18 protein-coding genes, 4 tRNA genes and 1 pseudogene are annotated in these 23,308 nt (G+C 44.3%); 20 read left to right on the plus strand and 3 right to left on the minus strand.

Annotated elements, in window-relative coordinates; genetic code table 11:
* Positions 1-49: 49 nt before the first annotated feature.
* The 20 genes and pseudogenes from tssA to A4308_RS12330 all read left to right on the plus strand — a co-directional run bounded on the left by tssA (position 50) and on the right by A4308_RS12330 (position 21,262).
* Positions 50-1,270 (plus strand): type VI secretion system protein TssA, encoded by a 1,221-nt coding sequence (gene tssA / locus A4308_RS12260; protein WP_180261886.1) that lies wholly within the window; start codon positions 50-52, stop codon positions 1,268-1,270.
* Between the two features lie 300 nt (positions 1,271-1,570).
* Positions 1,571-2,317: a type VI secretion lipoprotein TssJ gene (locus A4308_RS12265; protein WP_063308567.1), complete on the plus strand. Its 747-nt coding sequence runs from the start codon at positions 1,571-1,573 to the stop codon at positions 2,315-2,317.
* Between the two features lies 1 nt (position 2,318).
* Positions 2,319-3,719 (plus strand): type VI secretion system baseplate subunit TssK, encoded by a 1,401-nt coding sequence (tssK, locus tag A4308_RS12270; protein ID WP_063308568.1) that lies wholly within the window; start codon positions 2,319-2,321, stop codon positions 3,717-3,719.
* Complete coding sequence (locus tag A4308_RS12275; protein ID WP_063308569.1) at positions 3,720-4,133, plus strand: DotU family type IV/VI secretion system protein; 414 nt, start codon at positions 3,720-3,722, stop codon at positions 4,131-4,133.
* A 491-nt stretch (positions 4,134-4,624) separates the two neighbouring features.
* Complete coding sequence (locus tag A4308_RS12280) at positions 4,625-5,551, plus strand: type VI secretion protein IcmF/TssM N-terminal domain-containing protein (protein ID WP_063308570.1); 927 nt, start codon at positions 4,625-4,627, stop codon at positions 5,549-5,551.
* A complete protein-coding gene (locus A4308_RS12285; protein ID WP_156491218.1) occupies positions 5,491-7,860 on the plus strand; it encodes a hypothetical protein in 2,370 nt (789 codons plus the stop codon). Before A4308_RS12280 ends, A4308_RS12285 begins: the two co-directional genes overlap by 61 nt.
* Entirely contained in the window at positions 7,860-8,888 is a 1,029-nt protein-coding gene (locus A4308_RS22775; RefSeq protein ID WP_231867141.1) for an AAA family ATPase, read from the plus strand. The genes A4308_RS12285 and A4308_RS22775 overlap by 1 nt, the downstream gene beginning before the upstream one ends.
* A gap of 62 nt (positions 8,889-8,950) precedes the next feature.
* Positions 8,951-10,396 carry an AAA family ATPase gene (locus A4308_RS22780; protein ID WP_231867142.1) on the plus strand — a complete coding sequence of 482 codons (1,446 nt, stop codon included), beginning with the start codon at positions 8,951-8,953 and terminating at the stop codon, positions 10,394-10,396.
* Positions 10,397-10,467: 71 nt separating this feature from the next.
* On the plus strand, positions 10,468-10,794 hold the full coding sequence (locus tag A4308_RS21910; protein WP_082826301.1) for a DUF4280 domain-containing protein: 327 nt from the start codon (positions 10,468-10,470) through the stop codon (positions 10,792-10,794).
* A 215-nt stretch (positions 10,795-11,009) separates the two neighbouring features.
* Positions 11,010-11,711, plus strand: coding sequence for a hypothetical protein (locus A4308_RS22455; protein ID WP_156491219.1), 702 nt, complete (start codon positions 11,010-11,012; stop codon positions 11,709-11,711).
* 29 nt (positions 11,712-11,740) lie between these two features.
* Positions 11,741-12,229, plus strand: coding sequence for a hypothetical protein (locus A4308_RS22460; protein WP_156491220.1), 489 nt, complete (start codon positions 11,741-11,743; stop codon positions 12,227-12,229).
* A gap of 503 nt (positions 12,230-12,732) precedes the next feature.
* A complete protein-coding gene (locus A4308_RS22465; RefSeq protein WP_156491221.1) occupies positions 12,733-13,014 on the plus strand; it encodes a hypothetical protein in 282 nt (93 codons plus the stop codon).
* 3,216 nt (positions 13,015-16,230) lie between these two features.
* Positions 16,231-16,365: a hypothetical protein gene (locus tag A4308_RS22890; RefSeq protein WP_269447067.1), complete on the plus strand. Its 135-nt coding sequence runs from the start codon at positions 16,231-16,233 to the stop codon at positions 16,363-16,365.
* A pseudogene (locus A4308_RS12305) lies at positions 16,358-17,144 on the plus strand (hypothetical protein). Before A4308_RS22890 ends, A4308_RS12305 begins: the two are co-directional and overlap by 8 nt.
* The gene (locus tag A4308_RS22925; protein ID WP_331710264.1) at positions 17,141-17,302 is read left to right on the plus strand and encodes a hypothetical protein; all 162 of its coding nucleotides are present in this window, start codon (positions 17,141-17,143) and stop codon (positions 17,300-17,302) included. The pseudogene A4308_RS12305 and the gene A4308_RS22925 overlap by 4 nt, the downstream one beginning before the upstream one ends.
* 1,351 nt (positions 17,303-18,653) lie before the next feature.
* Positions 18,654-18,730, plus strand: a tRNA-Ser gene (locus A4308_RS22470).
* An 897-nt stretch (positions 18,731-19,627) separates the two neighbouring features.
* Positions 19,628-19,704: transfer RNA gene (locus tag A4308_RS12315), tRNA-Ile, on the plus strand.
* Between the two features lie 2 nt (positions 19,705-19,706).
* Positions 19,707-19,780 (plus strand) — tRNA-Arg (locus tag A4308_RS12320).
* Positions 19,781-19,897: 117 nt separating this feature from the next.
* Positions 19,898-19,972: transfer RNA gene (locus tag A4308_RS12325), tRNA-Gly, on the plus strand.
* A 372-nt stretch (positions 19,973-20,344) separates the two neighbouring features.
* A complete protein-coding gene (locus tag A4308_RS12330) occupies positions 20,345-21,262 on the plus strand; it encodes a hypothetical protein (RefSeq protein WP_071890903.1) in 918 nt (305 codons plus the stop codon).
* A 44-nt stretch (positions 21,263-21,306) separates the two neighbouring features.
* Here A4308_RS12330 and A4308_RS12335 read toward each other — a convergent pair whose 3' ends face one another.
* The 3 genes from A4308_RS12335 to A4308_RS12345 all read right to left on the minus strand — a co-directional run bounded on the left by A4308_RS12335 (position 21,307) and on the right by A4308_RS12345 (position 23,246).
* On the minus strand, positions 21,307-21,813 hold the full coding sequence (locus tag A4308_RS12335; protein ID WP_063308574.1) for a hypothetical protein: 507 nt from the start codon (positions 21,811-21,813) through the stop codon (positions 21,307-21,309).
* A gap of 460 nt (positions 21,814-22,273) precedes the next feature.
* A complete protein-coding gene (locus A4308_RS12340) occupies positions 22,274-22,567 on the minus strand; it encodes a hypothetical protein (protein WP_063308575.1) in 294 nt (97 codons plus the stop codon).
* Positions 22,568-22,712: 145 nt separating this feature from the next.
* Positions 22,713-23,246 (minus strand): MgtC/SapB family protein, encoded by a 534-nt coding sequence (locus A4308_RS12345; protein ID WP_197469588.1) that lies wholly within the window; start codon positions 23,244-23,246, stop codon positions 22,713-22,715.
* Positions 23,247-23,308: the final 62 nt, after the last annotated feature.

Genomic DNA, 23,308 nt, shown 5'->3' on the forward strand with positions numbered 1-23,308 from the left:
TATTGTGCAGTGTTTTCACTTTCATTTTTCATTATGTGGAGTATATTTTGTGAATTTGATTGATTTTGATAAAATTTTGCAACCGATCTCTGCTGAGTTACCTTGTGGTATTCCCGCAGAGAATTTTCCTCTGTATGAAGCAATTAACCAGCATCGAAAATCTGATACAGACGGAACTGATGATAAACAGGGGTGGTCATACCAGCCAAGGCAGTCCGACTGGCCAAAAGTTAAAGAATTGTGTGAGGAAATGCTGGTCACCAAGAGTAAAGATTTACAAATTCTATACTGGCTGGTCCAGGCGTTGATCGAACTTGAAGGTATCGCTGGTGCGACGGAAGGAATTCTGCTGATCAGTCAGTTTTTTAGTCAGTACTGGGAAACATTGCATCCCGCTGAAGACAGTGATTTTGCGTTCAGGGAAAGCTATTTGAATGGTCTTGATCGCTATTTTTCCCGTTATTTGCTGCTGCTGACATTGGATGATGACAATACCATCAGTTTGTTTAACTGGAAGCGTGTACAGATTTTTGAGCAACGCGTGGCTGGAGTAGCGAATTCTCGGGAGCGTTTAATCAAAGAAGGTTATATTTCGTTACAGGACTGGCAAAAAAAGGTTACCGTTACCGCAAGAAGTCATATTTTGATTGTCAGGGACGCATGTGCCAGCGCAGGGCAGGCAATTACTGTGCTGGAGTCGTGTTTATGTCAGCAGATCGGTGAATCCTGGCAAGGTTTTTTGGAAACCAAGAAAAAGCTACGTGAGTTACTGGAGTTTATTTCACGGTTTTATCCGGAGCATCATTATGCTGCAGAACAGAATGATGTGCATGAGCAGGGTGCAGATACCATTTTAACCCTGACTGAACAGATGTTACCAGCGACGGATCTTCCTGGAATGCAACCACCATGCTTTGCTGAAGAGGTAGAGAAAGCAGTCCCTTATAGTGAGCAACGTGCTCAAGCACTCAGACAGCTGAATATGATCATTGCATTATTTCGGGAGAATGAACCAGGAAGTCCGATTCCTTATCTACTTGAAAGGGCGATTAGCTGGTCATCAATGAATGCGATTGAGTGGATGGCAGACATTTTTGGTGAGGAAACTTCACACTATATGGATGGTGTTAACACGCTGTTTGGTCCGAAGTATATACGAAATATTCAAATTTCTTCAGGGACTGAAAACCAGCAGCATGAAAATTATCAGATGCAGCATAATCAGACTTACCATAATCAGATGATATCTGGCGAGTTTACTGGCCTTTGATAATTGTCAAGAAAATAACATCTTAAGAATAAGATGTGAATGATAGCATGATTTTTATTTCATATAGATAATCTGATAAGAAAAACCTACTACATCATCATCATCACTACTATTTAATTCAAAACAAATGTTCTAAAGGATAAATAATGATTCCATTGGTGCGCTTAACCTATCAGACTACTTGGTGAGTATAAAAAATTGCTTAGATGTGGAAAACTATTTAGGTTTGAACGAGATAACAAACAGCCTATTGAGAGAATCGCTGATGGTACTACATGTCAGGAGGATGCGTTTAATAAAATGCAATATTTTCGCGATTTCAAATTCCCTTTCTATTTGTCGGTGCTTACTACTTTACTGAGCATGTTGACAGGAGGATGTACACAATCGCCCTCAACGGTTGAGCTTAAATCCGCTTTTGAAAATGCTATTCCTTATTATTCTGATGATGCTATAAATTTATTTGTCACCACGTCAGTAGATTTAAATTCGTATCATAACCAACCTAATAGTTGCTCACTTTTAATTATTCAATCTGATAATAGAGGCGTGTTGGATACATTGATCTCGGATGCCGATTTATTACAGGGGGTATTCAATGGGGAACAAAAATCCCCAGGTGTATTACAAATTAATCGGTATTTTTTAATGCCAGGTGAAATTATACGTATTACTCTGCCAAGGGTAGAACGTGCACAGTATGTTGCAGTAATTGCTGGCTATTACCCTTCGCCGGGGCCTGAATACTCTTTCGTCTCACCTATACCTCTAAAGTTGAACACAAAAGGATGGTTCTTTCCTGATTATTATGCAGAGTATCAGCCACTACATATTAACCTGAAACTGGGGCGGTTAAATGTTACGCAGATTAAATTTACACCACGTGGAGATCAGTATCTGCTTATGTCAACTAAAACGAATCAAGTATCAAGTAATGGTACGGAAAAATCAAACTCAGGTTCTTTGTTTACAGAGAAAATTAATAAAATAGTCTCTGATGATATTGAGAATATGGGGAATATGAAACCTAATGGTGAAGGTAAATAAAATGAATAATCACTTCCAGCCTGTTTACTGGCATTCAGGTTTGTATCTACAGCCACAACATTTTCAGCTAACAGATATACAGCAACAATACTGGAATCATCGTTATCATCAAATTAGCCACCCTTTCTACTGGGGGATGATTCGTTTTGAACTTGATTTACAGGCGCTGCGTAACCAGGAACTATCTATAAATCATGCTGTGCTACTATTCCCTGATGGTGCGCTGGTTGACTGTGATGTCAATGGTGTTTTGCCTTCCCGCTCATTGCATCAGTTCACAGAAAGTTATACTCAACCAATACCTTTCTATATTGGTTTACGTCGTTTTCAGCCAGGTAACTCAAATGTTATTGAGAGGGATACACTCCCGGTTAATATTCAGGAAGTTTGCCGGTGGACGTTGCACAATAATTCCTGTCTTCAGCCTGATCTGTTTGGGAAAGGACCCGATGCGGATATCCAGACGCTACGCTATCAGTTGAGTTTTTTCCTTGAAAATGAAATTGAAGAATTGACCGGATACAGTTTATTACCTGCTGGAGTGCTCAATAATCAGGATGGCAATATTATACTGGATGAACAGATGATCGTTCCCAGTTTGTCAATGAATGCTACCGTAGCAGGAAAAAAGTGGCTGAATGGTTTTTGTCAGACGTTATTGTCGAAAATCAGAAGATTGGAACTATTGAAAACTGAAGGTAAAGCGTTGACGAAATGTACGCCTGATGAGTTTCGTACGTTGATGCTAATATTACAGACATTATGCCGTTATGCCGCTGTACTGGAACAGTATCGCCTGACTGAATCTATCCATCCATGGCAGATTTACATTGTGTTACAACAGCTTAATGCTGAGTTGCTGTCATTCAATACCACTAATAGTTCAGTGGACAGTGAAGCACTGATCAATGCGTTACGCACGCCATGGGATCATCAGAAACCGGATCAGGCTCTACACTCCGTGGTTTCTAGGTTCGATTACGTCATCGATCAGTTACTTAGTCTCTCTGGTTCACGTGCTGTACTACGCCCTGCTGGAGAAGGTCGTTATCTTTCTTCTATTGAACACGTTGCTGTGAGCGCGGAAGCTGAAGTCTATTTATGCCTGAATTCAGCACAATTTTCTGCTTATGAGGTGCGTCCAGTGGATGAGGAAAATAGTAAATTGTGTGCCCCTGGACAACTGGAAAATTTAATTAATTACTCCTTACCTGGTGTGCCGCTCATTGTTCTCCAGCGTTTACCTCATAATCTTTCTGTCCGCGATGATGCGTTTTGTTATCGTTTGGACACGCGCTCTCCTTTATGGTCTACAGCATGGCAGGAAAAACAGGTGATCTTTTACTGGATGGATGCTCCAGCAGATTTACAGGTGGAATTGCTCTGGCAGGAGGTGAAGTAAATGGCGCTGGTTGATTACTATTTAACGCTGTTTTCTCATATGCTGATTACGCTCAAAAACCCTGAAGCCACTGCGGAGTCTTTACGGCAGGAACTAGTGCAGGAGCTTCAAACACTTCAACAGCCCAGTCTTCGTCATTATAGTCGTCAGGATATTTATGCAGCCTCTTCTGCCGTCTGTATTTGTCTGGATGAACTGATCCTCTGTTCTGGTCATCCGATGGTAGGATACTGGCGAAACCATCTGTTACAGAGAGAAATTCATAATAACAGTCTGGGAGGAATGCATTTCTTTCAGCAACTCTCAGAAATTAGCGATAATAATCATGAACTCCGTATTGTCTATCTTTTCTGCTTACTGATGGGGTATAAGGGGCGTTATGTCATTGATGAAAAAAAGAGCTGGAAAGAATAATTGACCAAAATATTAAAAAGCTACCACAAGAGTATATTCGCTGTCTGATATACAATGAAACTGACGTGTGGAATACTAGACCTGAAATGCCTAGGCTGAAAAAAAATAAACCAATACTGACTATTTTTATTATTTTGCTAGCCAGTATTGTCTACCTATCCATGAACTTAATGTTGGTTTTTTAATTACTTTTATGTTGATATTAAAATTTTTTGGGAAGTTATTAATGGTGTTGTTGGTTTTGAGTGGCGTTTTTCTAGCCTCCTCACTGTTAACAATTTATTTTGACTGGCCCGCTTGGAAGGGGGTATTGTATTTTTTTGCTAGGGATTTTTCTGGTCATTACTTTTTATCTGCTTATCAATATAAGAGTTTTGAGCAAGTGGTTATGGCATCGAATACGTAAATTATTTAGATTTAATAGCCGATTCAAATATATTAACTGGCAATCTTTTATAAAAGGTCTTGATATTCAAGGGAGACGATGGTTTATGCCGCTGAAATGGTTTCGCGCAACACCGTCTCCCTGGTATCTGATGGTGAATTTATTTAACAGTGATTGTGATCAATTACTGCAGGATCGCAATATGGCTGCGATGCGCTTTATGCCTGGCCACAGACGTAAAAGCAGTAAAGCATGCCGGTGGTGGTTTTTTCACAACGTGATGTATTTATCTATTCCTGGGCATTTTATTTATAAAAATGAGAACATCGCACCGACATGGCGCTATCTGGTGCGATGGATCTGGTTATGGTGTCGTCCACCTGCTGGTGTGATTGTCACTTTGCCCGCTAACATCCTGCACCAGAATATGGCATCGGAACATCATGCTCATGCACGTTTATTACGTGATGCACTGGGTTTACTGTTTAAACGGCTGGCGAAACGCTTACCAATTTATCTGATGATGACCAATCTGCAGCGGCTGGCGGGTGCAGAGCAGTGGCTGGCTTGTCACGATGAAACTCAGCCTACAGGGATGACGGGCGTCCTGCTGAACAGCCGCTATGATGAACGTGTGAATTATCAAGTGAGCAGGGCGATGGAGTCTATTTTTCAGTCACTTTGTCTCCAGCGACTAAATTTGCTCAATAATAGTCGTGCATTGCCAGATGAAAATTTCCTGCTTTTTCCTGAAACGATTAAAAAGCTTCAGGGACCGCTTGCTAATTTCTTATCACCGTTATGTGAGAAGGACATCTATATGGAATATGGCGTCTTGTCTGGTATATTTCTAACGGCATTTCGTCGAGACCAGCAAGGTGAAGTACATGGAATCTTCAGCCAGTATTTACTGGAAAATGCTATTCCAGCACATCAGGTTTCTATTCGTTATCAGTGTGTGCCCGGTGCCTGGTGGCTAATCCGTCAGATGATGCTGATTATGCTGGGGGATCACTGTGTTTTACTGCGGTGAAATCATTCCGGCAGATTAAAAATGATGAAGATATGCTCAGTACACAGCAGGCTGCTAGTCCGATAGAGAAAAATTACCTGCGTTTTGCAGAAATGTCTGATTTGAAAGAACAGCGGTTATACCGCTGGTTCTTTAATCCGGCATTAAATTGGATGATAACTCAACGGGCCAGAGAATATCAGCATAATACTGCCAGTCAAGAGTTTTTACCTGGTGAGATTAATAATCAGATACTAGCACGATTACATAAGGTCAATATATCGCAGCAGGCTAAACTAATTATTAACTGGGCAGCCTTTATTAACACTGAACAGCAGATGGATTCAGGGGCATCGCTACAGACACTCAATGAAATGCCGGAATATTCTGCTAGCCTGCTGAGTGCACATCCGGTGTCACTCACCTTTGAACAGTTGCTTGCAAAGCGCATGGCGGCCCGAATTTTAGGAGAAAAACAGTACCTTCCGGCGTGGAGAAAGACCCTGCGAGTGATGATAGCCAGCAAACCCAATCTGTCATGGCTGCTGGCTGTACCACTACCTGAGGGTAGTCATGATGTTCGTCTTAGTGATTACTGGCCAGCATTTTCAGCCGAACTGCCTGAGGTCGGTTTATCCGCTGATAAAGCGCGGCAGGTGTCGTGGATTTTCACACAGCAGGGTGAGCGTTATTTGTCTCATGAACTGGATATTCTTCAGCAGGCATGCGGAGATACTGTGGTTTTTCATCAGCTACGCGAAGTATTCTGGCAGGAATACTTACTAAAGCGGCAAAATGCCTGGATTAATTTTGCGAATCAGTTGTTACTGACAGAGCCCAATGTCACAGGCAAAGAGAACTGGCATGAACTACTGCTGAGTGTGATGCATACAGAGAGCCCATATGATCGATTTATGGCGGATTTATCCGTTGATTTATCAACCATTGGTAATGAACAGGCACTTCCATGGTTGCTCTTGTTCCGGGATTTCCAGCGTCAAAAGGCCATGCTGGGTCAATCAGGGTTATTTTCTGCACTAGAACGTAACCGGATGTTAATTCGTGGAAGGGTCAGGCGGTATCAGCGACTGGCCGTAAGAAATAGCAGTTTCTTCAGTGACAGCACGCTGGTCCTTTATAAAAAATATCTGGATAGCGTGCAAAATTTAGCTCATCAAGTAGAAAAGGCCCCTAAAAATACAGCCAGACTGCTCAACTTAAATGAAAATGAGGAGAGCAGGAAAACTGAGACAGAAACAGTGAATAGTATGTTTACTAATTTTTCCCAGTGGCATAGAGCCAGTACAGAAAAAAAAGATTCCGATCTGTCAACACAGGTATTATGGGATCTCTTTCAGGGAAATGCCCGCTTATTACGTGATTATATTGTGCTGAGTGCGGCTGACCAATTGCAGTATTACTGGAATACGAGTGTTTCATGGCCTCTCAATGCTAAAATAGCTGAGCAGGGGGCTGATGCTGAGGGGATTGAGAAAGATCTTTATCAACATATTGTGACTTTTATTCAGAAAAATGCCGAGGGTTTACTGGTTTTTGATGAAGAGGGTATCAGGTCTAATCACTGGCAGGAGCAGTCGCTACCTTTGACTGTCGATTTTATTAGTTATATTAATGAGTATATTAAACCGGACTCAATATCAGGTCAGTCAACCGAGACTCGGAAACGTCTACTGGATGAAAAAGCACAACTTGATCAGCGAGATGATAGTAATAAAGTACAGAGTCAGGATGCGACTCAAAATAAGTCCGAAAACAAACCAGCAGTCCTTAATATTGCGGGTCGTCCGGCAACAGCTAACTGGGATGCAACTCTACTTCCTGTAGGTACGTCACTCAGATTGATATGCAGTGATGGTGATCAGTTTTTGAATAATATGAATTTCAATACTCAGGCTAAGTTTAACTGGAAACCACAATATTGTAGTGATGTGATTTTGACGATTACTTTCCCGAAATTCAATGTGCAAAAAATTTATCCCGGACGTGAGGGACTTGTTGACTTTTTACAGGATTATTCTAGCGGAGAACATCGTTATGTTGCTGAGGATTTTCCTGTTAACAGCGAGCAGCTCAAACATAGTCGGGTAAATCTTATTACGGTCAGATATCAACTCTCCGGGCAGAATGATATTCTTTCTTCATTAGAAGCCTGGAATACAGAACAACAGCAACAGTTATCTGCTTTTCTGAAGCGTGAAGATATTAATACTCAACTTAATACTATTGATACACCGTCAGATTCTTCCGGGATTTTATCGGCACTACCGAAAAATATTACAACAACATGGCAGCTAGCAGGGTATAATTAATGGAACTTAGAGAGCTTATTAATCAGTTAAGTGAAGAAGCACAGGCGTGCCTGAATCTGGCCGTTAATATTGCAGTGGAATATCATTATCCACAGGTTTGTGCTGAACATTTGTTGCTGGCTATTAAAGAGTGCGAACCGCATATTTTTGAGCAGATACATCATTATGATGTCTGGCTACAGGAGAGAGTGTTAAGCCATGTTATGGCTGAATTTACCCGGCATATGCCTGAAAGTGATACGACACCTATTTTATCACCATCATTAGTCAACTGGCTGGAAGTCAGCGAACGTTATTCTCGCGAAAACTGGCGTGATGTGTCTGTCAGCCCACACGTGCTGATATTTACCTTAATCAGTTTGCCTCAGCTCTCATTACAGAGCTGTCCTGCCGATCGCCCGGCATTATCAAAAAATGTGCTGGGTGCTCTGGAGGAACAGCTAAAAAAGAAAAGTACCGATAGTCGTGTTGTAGCGTCGCACGCATTAGCAGGGTTTGCTGCCATTGAGCAGTTTACACATAATATGACGCATGCAGCGGCAGCAAATGCTTTCGACCCGGTTCTTGAGAGAGAAACTGAGATCCGGCAGATGATTGATGTTCTGTTACGACGTCGGCAAAACAATCCACTGCTGGCTGGTGAGCCTGGCGTCGGTAAGACCGCGTTAATTGAAGGACTGGCGCAGCGTATTGTCGCGGGGCTGGTACCTGAAACTCTGAAGAATACAGAAATTTTAACCCTTGATCTGGGATTATTGCAGGCGGGGGCAAGTGTAAAAGGGATATATGAGCAACGTTTGCAGGCTGTGATTAAAGAAGTTAAAGCCTATCCGAAACAGGTCATTTTGTTTATTGATGAAGCACATATGTTGATAGGTGCAGGAGGTGTGGCAGGGCAGTCGGATGCGGCTAACTTGCTAAAACCCGCCCTTGCCAGAGGGGAGCTACGTACAATCGCTGCCACCACTTGGGCTGAATATAAAAATATTTCGAAAAAGATGCAGCATTATCGCGGCGCTTCCAATTGATCGGGGTAGGGGAACCAGCGCCGGATGCTGCGTTATCAATCCTGCGTTCGGTAGTGGAAAATATGGAAAACCATCATCGTGTGAGGATACTCAATGAAGCGGTGATTGAGACGATACAACTTGCTGAACGATATATTACAGACCGCCAGTTTCCAGATAAAGCGTTGTGCTTATTGGATACCGCCTGCGCCAGGGTTCTGACTTCACAGAGTGCTGAACCGGTAGAAATTGAAGTGTTACGTAAACAGATCCTCGGGCTTCAGAGTGAGCTTGAGATATTGCGTAGGGAAGATATCCAGCAAGAACGTCAAAATACTCTGACAGAACAACAGGCGGAATGGCAGCAGCAGCTAGCGGAAAAACTGATGCATTTCCAGCAGCAGCAGGCTCTGGTACAGTCTATCCGACATAGCGATGACCCGCAGCAGATCCACCAGTGGCGGGCTGAATTAAAAGTACATCATCAGCAGTTTCCTTATGTTTTTGATTGCGTAGATGCAACCTGCGTTGCGGATGTTGTTGCGGGTTGGACAGGCATTCCTCTGGGTTACATTCTGGAGGATGAAAAAAAGAAGCTAATGAGTCTTGAACAGCGCCTTGCACAGCGTATTTTTGGCCAAGATCATGCGCTGAGTCAGATAGCTCGCCAGATACGCATTACCTGCTCACAGCTGGCTGATCCGCTCAAACCACAAGGGGTTTTTCTACTGGTGGGTCCGTCAGGTGTTGGTAAAACAGAAACGGCACTGGCGCTTGCTGCTGAACTGTTCGGGGGAGAGGATCGGTTAATAACGGTCAATATGTCGGAGTACCAAGAAGCGCACTCATTGGCAGGTCTGAAGGGTTCCCCCCCTGGCTACGTCGGTTACGGTGAAGGCGGAACACTCACAGAAAAAGTTCGTCGTCAGCCTTATAGTATTATTTTGCTTGATGAAATTGAAAAAGCGCATCCAGATGTGCTCGAAATTTTCTATCAGGTTTTTGATAAAGGTGAAATGGAGGATGCCGAAGGCATAAAAATTAACTTCCGTCACTCACTTATTCTACTGACCAGCAATGTAGCAGCAGATTTCATTAGTAAGAAAACACTCATCTCTCCTCCCTCTGATGCTGTTGCAATGAATACAGAAATTATGCCGATTTTAGAGCAGCACTTTATGCCAGCTTTTATTGGTAGAACGCAGGTTATTCCTTATTATGCTATAGGTTGTGGCATGCTACATAAAATCATTAAGCACAAGATAAATAAAATCCTTGAACGCTATCAAACGGTAACTGGGGAAAGAATATCTTGTCATTCATCGATGGTGGATTTTATTGCGGAACGCTGTGAATATTCGACAGCTGGGGCTCGGGATATTGATAATGTGCTCACCCGTGAGATGTTACCCATTCTGGCTGAATATGTATTAATGAATACCAGTCAGGATGCGCTACACCGTCATTTGTTTGTCGGTGATGACGGGATGGTCAAGTTGATAACCGAATTAAATGCAACGGGAGAATAAACGATGTCTTGTACGGCATTATGTGCAGGTGCAATTCTTGAGTGCGAGGGGGGATATCTCCATCCGAGCTGATGGTGCTACCAGAGCAGAGAGTCTTCATCGGAGAAAGACCAGTTGCCAGTATTATGGCCCATATTCCTGAGGTAAATATTCCGTCTTTTGGGTTGTGTCACTCCCCCAGAAATCCAGAATTTATCGCGGCGACGACTGCTGCCTTTGGTGTTCCTACACCGGTTCCCTGCATTCCAGTAACCCCTATGCCTTGGATCACTGATAAAATGAATGTCACCGTTGGTATGATGCCGATTCTTACCCATGAGGCAAAGCTGGAATGCCTGTGGGGGACTATTTCTATCGTTGAATCGGGACAGTTAAGCGTCTGCGTGGGGGATATATAATGTATTACGGGGGCGTTATTTTTTCCTGAGTAAACCTGCTTTATGTTAGATTGCGGGATTGTAGTATGAAACATGAGAGTTATCACGAGTTTTTATAAGGCTTGCAACCATATTAAAGACGGTTACTCTCAATCTTACAAGCTCCCATGTCGGCTCAGGTCGTTACCAATATAAAGTTCAATAGCTAAATTATTTAAAATGGTTGTTAATTAAGAATGAATGCCAAAAAACTCATTATGTTGAAAAAACGGAATAATGAATTTGGCTTTTTTTGCCCTGTATGCCAAGCTCATTACGCACAACATTCAGCATTACTAACCCATATGACCCAGAAACATGCAAATGATAGTTATTTAACCAATTTATCTACCTCAGTGGAACCTACTTTTTTTTTACCACCCACTCCACCTTACCCAGGGCGGAGAAGATTACCAAATAGTCTTCACGCAGAAACAGAGATAGTTTACCTTCCACCACCACCGCCTTATGTTGACAGGCGCAGCAAAAATCTTGCACGTTCTAAGAAGGTTAGTCGAAGGCATTCCTGTGAAAATATAAATGAATTAAGACATGATGAAAATTTTAATAATATACTTGCGACAATTAAGGAATCGTTGTGCGCTGCTATTATAATAAGAAATCCACATTTATTTGGAGAGGTGGTGTACGAATTATCATCGATTATGTTACCACTTGTTATACAGGTTGAAGAATGGATGAATTACATAAGCATTAAAAGTAAAAGAAATGGACAGTTTGCTAGCGTTCAGCCAGCGGAAATTATTTCTATTTTAAAAAGCTCAATTTGTTCACCACTTATTTATGCGAAAAAAATGTTGTTGCTGATTAATTTTGGTGCTTTGTTTATCGATGTTGTTAGCAGGGACTCAAGATTTTTAGAATTAATGGTAGAGTAGTTGACTTAAAAGCGATACGAAGAAGGAACTTGAACGAAAATTTTTTTGCTGTCCGCGGTAGATTGAAAACAGACAAAAAACACAATCATAAGCATATTGGCATTATGACGGAGCAAACGCTTAATAATTATCTCGATTCCCTATCGCAAAAATATTTCTTTATTAATGAGTTAACAAGTTACCCACCAGTTATGCGGGTACAGATTAAAACTGCAAATGGTATTTCCTCATTTGTTAATCAGGCAGTTGATCTTGATTTGCCTTTAATTGGGTCCATTTCGGGTTCTGCTGCTTGCCTTCAAACAGCTCTTGATATACTACTTCCTTATTATACATTAAAGCAACGGCTCGATTTAGCATTGAGTTGTTCAGCAATGTTGGTCGGGGGAGGTTACCATTCCGATGTAGAAGTTATGTCTGTGATGGCTCCGGGTATGAGCATGCAAAAAGGAATACAAGGAGTCATGTCTCTGATAACAGATAAACCAACATCGGCACTATTAAACCTAATTAGGTAGCACACGGAGCATGAAGGTGTACAAGTCCGCACAAATTTTGGATTGAGAGGGATATCGACTGTAATATTGAAGCATCTCATGAGCAAAACATACAAATTGAAAACGGTTTTGTAATTACATTTTAGTACTTATATGCCACAGCTAAGCTGTGCTCCTTAACTTTCTAATTTAACGTTAAACTCCGGAGTTTGAACAATCAAATAAATCATTATGGGCATTGCGGCTATACTTTGAACTCGATCGCGAACAGCACCTGTGGTCGTGCAATCATCTTTTTTTTAGGCTAGTGCTTGTTCATACTGCAAAGCGGTATGCCAGCACTTCAAGATGATAATTCATAATTGAGCACGATTTCTTCATTATTTTAAAAGACTAAAGTGAGATAAAATGAACAACATGCCAAATTTTGACATCCAAAATAATCTTAATACTCTCCAGGGGGGGGGCGTTTTAATCCAACGAACATGCCACATAGTTTATATTTTCGGATGGGTGTTTCAGATGTGTCTGCTGCGGCCATGACAGCAGCACAAGAAGGAAGGTTAATATTTAATCGACTTCACGGATACAGCTATTGCTGGTTTGTTACACCAGAGGATAAACGAACACGACCTTATTTTCTTGATGATTTAGCACGACTCAACTGGGAAGGTATTCATTTTGCCGCACATATTCCACAATCGGGTGAATTCAACAGCATGAGGGCTGAAGCTGTCCAGCTTTTTAATCACCATTTAAACCGAAACTATCGAAACATGAACATCTCTGTATTTGTGCACCGCTAAGTGGTCGAGTAGCCCAAGTGAGTCCCCCTCTTTTGACGGTAAAGAAGCAAATTCTGGTGAGTAGCAGTTAACCAGCTGGCGATATTATTTTTGCCGCCTCCGGAAGAGGCGTAAGTCTTCCTCGCTGTTCTCCGGAGGGTATTGAACTTTTCCCACAGTATAGGAATTGCAGTAGCTTCTACCAGTATTCTATCATTACGTTGAAGTTGTTTTTCAAGCCCTCATAATCTTTACATAACTCTTTATCGGAAAGTCGGTTTTCCGTAAGATTAATTTCATGAGCCAGAATAAGGATAGCAAGCCATTCTTTGACTTGTTCAATAAATAAGCCCATAAGATGGCAGTAATTGGCCAATTTCATTTCAGATAAAGTCGAAGTTTTCAGAACCACTTAAAGTCGATGTTCAGGTAGCTATTCATTACAATCGACGGAAAATACATTTTCAAGTAATAGGCCATTCTCTTTTCAACTCACTTCTTCACTTTGATACAACGGAAGCACTTACGTTGAGGTTATTGGCGATTTGTCCGCGTGACCAACAGTAAGGATATAAGAGCCATATCAATCCTTTTTCTTTAACATCAATTGTTGTTTCATATCCTTGTATAGTTTTTTACAAAAAAATTGAAGGCCAAGGGGCCCGAGGGAACTGCCTCCTCAGGCTCTCACATATCCGTACCTGAGAGTGGTAGCGAGTTACAGTTTGATCAGCATTTTTCCTGACATCGCCTCTCCAAACCTAGCATGAGCCTTTCAATCTCACTCGGCTTTCAATTATCATATTTCCTGATGTCTTGTCAATATGGTTATGTAAATATTTTGGTGTCATCCTAGACTTACATCTAATGGTTTACGATGTCGTCAAGCCATTATCCTCAGCCACCTTGGTTTATCTTTCCTGTCTAGTTGACTCAGATCGATCAGTTTGTTTGCTGATATGATGACATCAAAGTCCCATCGTTTGCCCCGCAGCATTCACAGACCTGGGCCAGTAGCTTGGATATCATTTCGCCGCGAATCCCGTTAATTACTTGCTTCGGGCAATCGGAGATCACTGTATCTTTATGCCTAGCCAGAGACGATCCCGACCGCCGCCGGGCTTTACTTAAGCGCTGAGCCACTGCTGCCGAATACTCGCTATCCAAACTGTTCCGCCTAACCTCATGGGATATCGTGGATGTGCTGACACCAGCAAGTTTGCTGATCTCTGTGAGCCTAATCTTCTTATCAAACAACAATGCCATTTGGGATCTTGTGCCTTCGGTTAACATATTCGTTGCCGTTGCTGACGTACCGCCTGAGACTACCGATAAACTGATGAACGGCACCCGATGTAATCTCAATGGCAGGATTCAGCAATATCAGCCGACACCTGATTAGCTGCAGGATATTACGCAGCAGCTGAAACTACAGGCAGAGGCTGATTGAGTTATTGCGCCGCTCGAGCGGGCTGTAAAATACGGCATTGCGACCGAAGAAGAAAAGCTCCGGCTTGACGCCTAGGAGAAGTACAGCATGCCACTGTATAGCGTGAAACAGGAAAAAACGGAGTGACCGAAAAAGCCTGAATAAAAAAGAGGCGCAACAGCAAGGAGACTGTCAGATGCGCCGAAAGTAAAACAAAGTTTCGTTGGGGATGTGGCGCAGAACCCATTGCCCGCGGATACTGCGCCGAGTCTGGGAAACCGACATGGAAAACGGCATAGAAACCCAGACGAAGGCGATATTCATAACGGGAGTCAATAAAGTCAAGAGATGGCGGCAGCGCTAACCTGATAGATGATGACAATGAAGATACAGTATTCGGGATAGCGCAGCCATTGAAGGTGGCGGTGCAGCTTTCAGGTAACCAGATTATCTGCGAGATTATGGTATGAGCTGCACCGCCGTGCCGGGGGACTATCAATACCCTAGCAATGTGACTTTGCAAACGGAATGAGCGTAAGTCAATCTTTGATTAGAAATAGGGGGAGTGTAAGACATGGTCCTGATGGGCAGTACAGGCTTGGAAGATTTTGCATGGTATGAAAAGCCTGAAAAAAAAGGCGCATCAGTACTGGGATGTCCTGGTGCGCCGTAAATGGTTCAAAAACTTCCTAAGGTGATGTACGGAAGCATTACGTACCCGATAGTGCTTCCGAAACCTGGACACCTGCAGGATACCAGGAACTAAGAATGTCAGAACGGGGGCTTAACTCGTCAAGAGAATATGGCGGCGGTGCTTTCCGGGGGTAACCACTTTCTATGCTGTGTAATGAAAGAGGACGAAAGCACCGCCATTGAGGTTGGAGCAATATCCATCATGCCAGGGGGCTGCGCCGTGTCCGGGAAACAGGCATGCAAACCCAGACACAGGTTATAGTCATAACGGGAGTAAATGAAGTCAAGAGATGGCGGCTGAGCTAACCCGGTAGATGACGACGATGCAGATACAGGGTTCAGGAAAGCGCAGCCTTTGATTATGAGTCGCACAGCACCGCATCCATGCGGAATCCTACAAGCTGTGCTTTAGCCTATGTTGAAGCAAGCGAAGTGATAATCTGAGTGGGAGAATATTGCAGTCAAGCGGGAGTGGTGGCGGTGCTTACCAGTAATGACTGAAGCTGGCATGAACGGAGAAACTGAAACGGGTGAACCTGGAAAAAGTGGAGTGGCCGGAAAAGTATGAATAAAAAAACGGCGCATCGGTACACGGATGTACTTGTGCGCCACAAGCGATTCAAATGCCTTTTACGGAATCTACGATGTAGACCGACTACCTATTGCGCCCTGGATACCTACCGGGAACCAGAAGACTGTAAATTTCTTAACGGGGGGATTAACTAGTCAAGAGAAGATTGTGGTGGTGTTAAGCTGACAGTAGATAACGACTTACTAACATTAGTTAGAAAAGGGTAGACATTGAAGTGCTTGAAAATTCATCATTTCCAGTTCTGCATCCAACCCAGATGGTTATTTCTTATCGATATATTGAGTAAAACCCATCTTAACTAGAGACAAGTCAATTGCCTCACAACGAAGAGTAAGGGGGAGCGTCATGCGTGAACCTGTTTTGCTCTGCTCAATATGCAGGTAACCCGGCTTGACGCCAGGTTGGTGGATTACTTAAGCGGATGTGTAAGTGGAGCTGGTTCGTGGAGATTGGGATTTGCGAAATTACTACATGCCCCCCTTGATGTGGCAACTTTATCTTTCCTGTCGGCGCAGGCGTTACAGTGATACGCTGCGTTGGTCATCACCATATCGGCATTGGTTACTCACTGGGCGGTAAACAGGGTGCGCGTGAAGAGCTGCTGCGACGCTGGCAGGAGCTGACAGACCAGGTCAAACAGAAGCAAAACAATGGCTAAAAACTCTATCGACGCCTATGGCGCCAGCGGGAAGAGCAACGTTCTCTGTTTCGAACCGGAAAAACTGCACCTGGTGATAGATATGTCACACCCGCTTTACGACGAGCGTATTCACCTGCCGGTTAGCGAAGGGGGGATTGAACATCAGGGACCAGGGTGTCCTTGAGCAGATTATCGTCTGGAAAGACCCGTAAACAGGGCTGTCCTGTGTTGTCGATGGCCGACAGCGTGTCCGGCACACGCTGGAAGCGAATATCCGTCTGCAGGTCGCGGGCAGGGAAACGCTGAAGGTACCTGCTGTGACGAAGCGTGGCTATGCTGTTCGTATGGCGCAGGCGATGATTAGCGCTAACGAAATTCGCCAGGCAGACACCCCTGTGGGGCGCGCGAAGAAGATGGCTGATGCACTGGAGCGCGGACACGACGAAGACGAGCTCGGCCTGATGTTCGGCGTCAGTACTCAGATCGTTCTCGCCACTGGCCCTGCTGGACACCATATAGGCGGTACGTGACGCCGTGGAATCCTGAACGGTGACTGTCCCCCGGGCCTGTCAGCTGGCATCATTTACGCCGGACGAGCAGCGGAAGAAGGTCAGAGATCTGGAAGTTGCAACCGCTGGTACCACGGGCCATGAAAAATCACGCCTCCAGCGCCAGGTTCTTGGCGAGACAAAACCACGGATGAAATCCCGTAAAATCATACTAGCGCCCTCGAGGCCGCCAGCGGTGAATATGCTGCCGCGTTGCGCTGGGTGACGGGTGAGGAAGAAACAGCATGAGCAATCATTTACTTCTCAAATGCACCAACGATACAGAAGGCTGGTGGACCGAATATGAGAAGTACCCGGCCCGTGTCGTTGCCGGTGGTTTCGTGCTCATTGATGATGATGAGTTGGATAGAGAACAATGGAGTGAAGCGCCGGTGCAATACCGTTAGGTATGGTTCGATCGTTTATCAGGTCTGCAGCCTTGATGGTGAGGTTTTTTTGAGGAAGCCGCCCAATGACGCTTATCACAGTCAAAATACTGTTTTGAGTTGACTCCCGTTGTAATGATTCAACTTTCTGTACGGGAGATGGCTATGGATTTATACGAAACAATGAAAGGATTACTGTTTCTTGTGGCGTTTGTTTGGTTGATATGGTTAATCGGTGAACGCTAAATGCAGTTCGTTTAATTGCCGTAAAGTTCCCGTTGCCATTATCTGGTTTTCAACTACTGGAGGCCGATGTATTGATCTCGAAGTTGCTCATTGCAATAGACATTGCTGCTGTCATCTACTTCATCGTGATTTTAATTATGGACAGATATGGATTCTGAACTGGTGGTATTGATTTACTTGTACTCGCTGAAGGGAGGCGTAAATGCTCTGGCTGGAATTAATTGTAATTATGATCTGGCTAATCGCTCTGGTGAGACTGATTGTGGGTGATAGAGATTGCAAATTTTTCGTCAGAGTAGTGGGTTAAGTAATATTGCTGCGGATGCTTGAGGCTATCTGTCTCGGGCATGAACACTGAATGGCTGGTATAAAAAAGTCCCGGAAACATTCAACGCCCTGCAAGGCGTTTAATATTTAGTGAGGCCATATTTATATGTGGCACATAAAGATTAGCCTCATACCGATCTTCTGGCCAAGGAGTCAAGAGCGATGAAACCGCAAAACTGACGCTTATGGCGCTAATCTTTACCGCTAAACTTTTTTGAAATTGTCTAGGCTGTTTGTAAATGTATCTAATTATTCAAAAGTAAATTTTTACAAGTCTACCCTTATGACTCAAAAGGGTACCTAAGAGCGAATATTACAATAACATTAACGCGTACGCAAAAAGTATCGAAACCAGTTAAGAGCGGTTACGACGTCGCATCGCTTAAGCTCAAAACGGCCGCTAAGGTGGTACAGAGAGATATGCAAATGCAACTCCTGCGTCTTTAGATAATTTTTTCAGTGATGTAGGCGAGTGCACAATCCTTCCAGAAGTGACGGTGTTTTGGCTATATCAGAGATGGTGTTAATATTCGCTTAATCAAGTAACAAAAAGTTAACGGCAGGTTGCCTCAGTTATTTCCCCGTTCCTATTATATCTGCTCGCCTCGGCTTAGCTCAGTAAGTAGAGCTACTGACTTTTTGCCATCAGGTCACCAGTTCGATTCCGGCAGCCGGCACTATAATCAAGCAACAGAAAAGCACACTGGCAATTGTGTCTTTGGCGCTTGTAATCACTCTGGCGGGTGTTATCAGTGTGCTTCTCTGTTGTAATGAATCCCCCTGACGGAGGGGCGTTCTCGCGGTCATCATATTATGGCTATTATCATCAGCCTTCCAAGCTGATGATGCGGGTTGGATTGCCGCTGGACCGCTCCAGTTAACGCTTTTGAGTCTGCGATGATAGGTCTGCGGAGTGTCTGTAAAGAGACCCGGTTTTGGATGAGCGCTGCTTTTTGCTAAATTGCTGTGTAAAATACTGGCCTCTGGGTTCAGCGCTCATCCAAAAGCACCTCGTTAAATTCCAGTTAACCTCGGGTGGTTTGTTGGAAGAGGTGCCTCAAATTTCTATGCCTCGCACTGGCGGGTTTTTAATCGTTACCCCACCCTGAAGTACTTGCTACGAATCACCTCCCGTTGCAGCTAATAGCATGTTGAATGTGTTTTGCTCAGGGAGTCAACGTGAAACGAAAATGGTCATTTCTGATTCTGCTTATCTGCTTCAGTAGCGGGCTGGTGATTTATTGCCATGTGATCCTGCTCTTCGTATCAGGTTTCCAGTTCACTACGGTTGATGAAAGGATTTTTGAGGCACTCAATCTGTAAATTTAGCATCAAATGCAACGAATAGTTAACATGCACTTGGCAGCTGGTATTTCCCTTTCTCAGTATCCTGCTCATCCGTCAGCTTAAGCTCATCATGTGGAATTATGAACGGGGTTATTTGCTATTGATTGCAGTCCAAAGCCGGCTTAACTCATTAGGTAGAGCAACTGACTTGTGGCCATCAGATCACCAGTTCGATTCCGGTAGTCGGCACCATTTTTCACTCAAGAAGCAAGTGTACTGCTATTGATGAATCCCACTCACTGGGCGTGTCGGGACAGTGCGCTTCCTTGTTGTGATGAATCCCCCTGTGCGGCGGGGCGTAAACAGCGAAAACAGCGAAAACAGCGAAAACAGACCATTATCTGCCTGGTTTGGGATATCCGTTAGCGAGTCATGGTAGCTGACCAAAGGCTCACCGGGAGGCACCCGGCATCACAACATTTTTTAGGCCCTTTAGCTCAGTTGGTCAGAGCGAGCGACTCATAATCGCCTGGTCGCTGGTTCAAGTCCAGCAGGGGCCACCAAAGCGCTGTTAGCTCAGATGGATAGAGTATTGCTTTCCGAAGGCAGTGGTCACTGGTTCGACTCCAGTACAGCGCATCAGTTTCAATGTGCGGTGAATCCCCCTGGCGGAGGGGCGTTCTGAGTTCCTGATCAGTCGATGAACGCGGGTGAATAACCCACCGGGAAGCACCCGGCACCGCGCTACCAATTATTGCGGTCATCATATAATGGCTATTATCTCAGCCTTCCAAGCTGATGATGCGGGTTCGATTCCCGCTGATCGCTCCATTTTTGCCTTCCGGTCTGCGATGAAGGGACTGCCCGGAGTGACCGGAGGGCGCATTTGCATGGGTGTCACCTGAGTATGTTCTTATCTGGCCTGAGCATACTGAAGAGCCAGGCTGGCACCCAGTCGAATGCGAAAAGATTAGCTTCAAGAGTAAAGCTATCTTGAGAGATAGTTTTACTGTTGCGGTGAATCCCACTATGCGTAGGGGCGAAACAGCAGACCCTGATTGAATGAGAAAGTCGCGAGCCACGGTGGCTGACCAAAGGCTCATGGAGAGGCACTCCACATCGCAACATCTGCTTTTTACCTTGCAATATCTCTATACCCGTTTGGATTGTCTTTTAGTGCTTCCAACCAATAAGGTGAATAAGATGACTAAAGTATATACAACGTGGCATTCGTATGAGACGCAGGTTTATGACCAGCAGTGTGGTGATAACACTGAGGGAGATTTTGGTACCGCCACTAATTTTAATAAAAAAGTTGGTGCGGGATTCATCATGGATGCGCCAGGAAAAAATCTGGTATTGAATGACGGTCAGGGCATCATCTGGCCCAGTAGCCCGCAGGACCCGGAAGAACTTCCCGATACGGTAACTGAGTTTGGTATTTTTTCGGGGAAGTTCGGCTGTAACACTCATGAAAGTATTTTCATGGGAAAAAAACGTTCTTTCAGTCTTGTACTTCAACGCGATGGTTCTATGGAGCTAAGGGCTGATAGTATAATATCTACTGAATCAGATGCAGGTTCGAATGGTTTTGTAGGCGTTGAAATGTACGATTGTTCGTCCCTGAACCTATCCAGTAATGGTTTTATATGGGATGGAACTTATTCTATCAATGATAGTGCCACGCTGAATATTTCTGCCCAACATGTTATCCCTCACGATCATCTGACTCAGTTGTATGGAACGTCTGAGGTAAATGTAGTAACGAATTTAATTAAAGAAACTGCAGATCCGTGGCGGATTTCTCTTTTCCAGGGTACACCGCAGTTAAACATCATGGCTCTCTCGAAAGGGGGGGACCCATTGAACAGTTCGGTCGCAGAAGTGAGCTATCCTCAAGGCATTATCGATTTCACCTCTGTATCAAGGGGCACGGTTGTTTTGGACGTTCCAGTCGCTAATACATTCATTCTAAATATTTTGAACTCCAGAGGAACCTTTGCAGTTGATGGAAAAGTTACCAATATTGCTGAAGGTAACGGTTTTAAATTCTCATACGGTTCAGATGTTCAACGAAATGGATTTACTACAGGAACTATTACCATAACTAAAGTGCGGTAATCCTTGTTCCAGTCAGTTGTACATCTACGAGTAACAGGCCCACGTTAAGACGTGGGCTTTTTGCTATCAGGTGAAAAGGTCATGGAGCGTTTAGAGGGGCCGCCAGCTATTCTGGCTGTAATTCGCTCGATGATATTTAGGTCTGGTTCATGTTCGTCGGGGGCCACTCCCAGGTGAGTTCGGGTTCTGAGTATTGCCGGGTTATGCAATACTGCCCATGGCTCAAAATCATTATCTTCAATTTCGAGCATTTTGTTAAATAGCTCGTCATCGCTCAGCTTGAATGCCATTGTAAAAAGAACCTGGTATTGTTTAGCTTGCTTTCGTGAGTGCTCAGACGACTTGCCAAACTGGAAAGTCATCTGAAGTGCGGAAATCATAGCGATGGAAATACCGCTCCAGACTGGGCTTCCAATGTCGGCAACAATCGAAGAGCCGAGAAATAATGACAAAAAGGATAGTAACCTATCGATTCGACCGGTTAATGTGCTGAACATTTTCTCAAAATAGTGAGAGAACAGTACTCTGTCTAAAACTTCTTCTCGGCTCATAGATTAATCACTTTTTGCTGCTTCCTCCTGAGTTAGCAGGGGGAACTGGGGGAGTATTATTAACAGGGGTTCGAACAGGTTGAGAAGGCATGTGCCCTCCCTTTGATGGTGGCTCTGAATGAGAACGAATCAGCCCTGCAGGCATATGGTCGAACACTGGAATCTTTTTATCTGACATACTTAAAATTCTCACTGTAGGTTTCGATATATCAATTTTGGCGATTTGACTATATCACCGGCAGGGTAATCGCCGCCAGACGTAGTCTGGCACAATCATCAAGCTGCGCAACCACGCGGCTTTTTTATTATTGATAGGGAGCCCATCAAGAAGAAACGTGGTTGGATAATAATATTCCAGTAGCTGAGGCAATCCATGGAAATTGTCACTTCGCTGACGAAAAGACGCTGTATGGGCCTGAAAGGGAGAAAATAATCTCTATCGACTATGCTTCGTCACCAGTTACTGTTTTTCTGCTGGTGGTATAAGACCATGAGGTAATCTGCGAGGGGGATTTGGCTTAAACTGAGTGGTAGTGTCGGAGGCTGCCTTCTGATCTTTTTTCATCTCGGCTTTTTTATCTTCCATATATTGTGAGTTCTCCGGTTCAATTACCGGGCCTGGCCCGAATACAAGTGATGGATGTGCAGGAAGGCTTGTCTTCTCATGATTCGATGGGGAGGATTGCTCCTCTGCCGCAACAGCGGTGAATCCGGACAGTAATGCTATGAACACGATAACCATTATTTGATACATAGTGTTATCTCCGTTATGTTAATGGCAAATAGCGTAGCGCCGGGAGCTGTCTGGTATCAATAGTTTCTAGAGTAGCTGGCATCCTTGTGACGAACGATCAAAGTATCTGCCGCTGTTTGCGGGGGGGGCACTGCTGGGGCTGGTGTCAGCGATTTTCAGTTGTATCAGGCGGAACACGGGACATATCGTTCTGCGGGCTCTCCTGCGACAATTCCGCTTTAGCGGAGTCATCCCGCCGGCGGTGTACGCCACGCTGAAGAGCTTTAAAACTGCTTTCTAGCCAGTTCGCGCCCGCCAAGATCCCGAGGATCACCAGCGTCATCACAGCGGACTGTGCCAGCAGATCGAGCCCAATCATGGCACCAAGTGCTGCCAGAACCCAGACGGTGGCTGCAGAGGTGACACCCATGACCTGGCCATTGCGGGTCATCATCACACCAGCTCCGAGAAAACCGATACCACTGACCAGTTGGCCGAGTACACGGCTGCGGTCTGACTCCTGTCCGGTAAGATGCAGACCCATCGCCAGAAAAAGATAGCTTCCCAGAATTATTAGCGTTGAAGTACGGATACCAACGGGTTTGCCACGAAGCTGGCGCTCCAGGCCGATGACGGTGCCGCATATCAGACAGGCCAGAATATGAGACAGGGACATGGGGGATATATCGATTATATTCACAACATTTATCCTGCTGGTTATAAGGCCCGATATGATCAGAACGGTTGTCCGTTGATGTCCAG

The sequence above is a fragment of the Enterobacter sp. ODB01 genome (genome assembly GCF_001623605.1).
In the GTDB taxonomy this organism is placed as follows: domain Bacteria; phylum Pseudomonadota; class Gammaproteobacteria; order Enterobacterales; family Enterobacteriaceae; genus Enterobacter; species Enterobacter kobei.

Coding starts and splice junctions, on each gene's coding strand:
- A4308_RS12265 (WP_063308567.1), top strand. CDS start 1,571: ATGCAATATTTTCGCGATTTCAAATTCCCTTTCTATTTGTCGGTGCTT.
- tssK (WP_063308568.1), top strand. CDS start 2,319: ATGAATAATCACTTCCAGCCTGTTTACTGGCATTCAGGTTTGTATCTA.
- A4308_RS12275 (WP_063308569.1), top strand. CDS start 3,720: ATGGCGCTGGTTGATTACTATTTAACGCTGTTTTCTCATATGCTGATT.
- A4308_RS12280 (WP_063308570.1), top strand. CDS start 4,625: ATGCCGCTGAAATGGTTTCGCGCAACACCGTCTCCCTGGTATCTGATG.
- A4308_RS22775 (WP_231867141.1), top strand. CDS start 7,860: ATGGAACTTAGAGAGCTTATTAATCAGTTAAGTGAAGAAGCACAGGCG.
- A4308_RS22780 (WP_231867142.1), top strand. CDS start 8,951: ATGGAAAACCATCATCGTGTGAGGATACTCAATGAAGCGGTGATTGAG.
- A4308_RS21910 (WP_082826301.1), top strand. CDS start 10,468: ATGGTGCTACCAGAGCAGAGAGTCTTCATCGGAGAAAGACCAGTTGCC.
- A4308_RS22455 (WP_156491219.1), top strand. CDS start 11,010: ATGAATGCCAAAAAACTCATTATGTTGAAAAAACGGAATAATGAATTT.
- A4308_RS22925 (WP_331710264.1), top strand. CDS start 17,141: ATGAGCAATCATTTACTTCTCAAATGCACCAACGATACAGAAGGCTGG.
- A4308_RS12330 (WP_071890903.1), top strand. CDS start 20,345: ATGACTAAAGTATATACAACGTGGCATTCGTATGAGACGCAGGTTTAT.
- A4308_RS12335 (WP_063308574.1), bottom strand. CDS start 21,813: ATGAGCCGAGAAGAAGTTTTAGACAGAGTACTGTTCTCTCACTATTTT.
- A4308_RS12340 (WP_063308575.1), bottom strand. CDS start 22,567: ATGTATCAAATAATGGTTATCGTGTTCATAGCATTACTGTCCGGATTC.